The sequence below is a fragment of the Donghicola tyrosinivorans genome (genome assembly GCF_003003355.1).
Lineage (GTDB): Bacteria > Pseudomonadota > Alphaproteobacteria > Rhodobacterales > Rhodobacteraceae > Donghicola > Donghicola tyrosinivorans.
In genome coordinates this window covers 1-1,143 of the sequence record NZ_PVTQ01000059.1, presented here as the reverse complement: position 1 = coordinate 1,143, position 1,143 = coordinate 1, and the positions used below count along the sequence as shown (strand labels likewise).

Sequence of the window (1,143 nt, the reverse complement as noted above, 5' to 3'; positions counted from 1 at the left end):
CGTTAGTCTGAATGCCTCGGCAGGCGTGCGCATGGCAAGGGCCTGATGAGGACGACGGTTATTGTAAAAACTGATCCAGTCGCCGATGACGCGTGTGGCGTGCTGGATGCTCTCGAAGCGGTGACGGTGGGTACATTGTTCTTTTAGGGTGCGGATGACCCTCTCGACCATGCCATTCTGCTGCGGACAATGCGGGGTTATGAACTCCTGTTTTAGACCATAGCTGCGGACCAGTGCCGTGAAGTGTCTGCTTGTAAAAACGAGGCCGTTGTCTGAGCGAAGCAGGAATTCATTCTGGACGCGGCCAAGGGCGCCAAACCTGCTGATCAAAGCATGTTCCAAAGCCGCGCTGGCGGTGGTCGCTTTGCCGGATCTGGAGATGTGCCAGCCCAGAAGTTCTCGCGTGTGGCAATCGATGACCAAGGCCAGCGATGCCCAACCGTCTTTGCCTGTCCAAACGCGGGCTAGGTCCGTGGACCAGCGCTCGTTTGGAGCTGTGGCAACTGAGGGCACAGCCTGAATACGAGGGCGCATGCCGATGGCACGCTTGCGAACTTGCCATCCTTTTATGCGGAAAATCCGCTGCACGGTGTTCTTGTTGAACCCTAACAGCCAAGCCACGGTTCGATAACCGAAGGAAGGCTCTTCCTCGATCATGGCTTTGATCGGTTCTGCGAAACGCGGATCGATCTTGGCCGCCGACTTTGTGGGCCTGTAGTAAACTGTCCGCCTTGGAACGCCAAACCAAGCGCAAAGCTTGGCGATCGAGACCTTGATCCCGTCCGCCAGCAGGCCCTCATGAAGCGTTCGGATCAATTGCCGTCCTCCGTTCGGCATTGGCCTTGAACCAGTGGCGGCTCAATGCCTCACCATGAGGGCCTGGAACTTTTTTCGAGCGCGCAACTCAAGCATGGCCTCGCCATAGGCTTCTTGCAGGTCTTTGAGCTGCTTCTCGTACTGCGCATGGATGTCTTGCGGCGTGGCACGCAGGGAATTCTCCATCCCCTTCTTCGCATCGTCGACCCAGGTTTCGATCTCGGATGGCGTCAGATCATAGGTCCGGCTGGCCTCCGCCACCGTGGTTTTGCCCTGAATGATCTCGATCACCAGGGCGGTCTTTCGCTTGGCTGTCCAGCGTTTGAC

The 1,143-nt window shown here is 57.4% G+C and carries 2 protein-coding genes; both read right to left on the bottom strand.

The genetic code is table 11. The features are described from left to right. On the bottom strand, window positions 1-816 hold an 816-nt coding region (locus CLV74_RS22470; protein WP_106269171.1), incomplete at its 3' end, for an IS3 family transposase. Between the two features lie 42 nt (window positions 817-858). Beyond that, the coding region (locus tag CLV74_RS22465; protein ID WP_106269169.1) for a DUF1153 domain-containing protein at window positions 859-1,143 on the bottom strand (285 nt) is incomplete at its 5' end.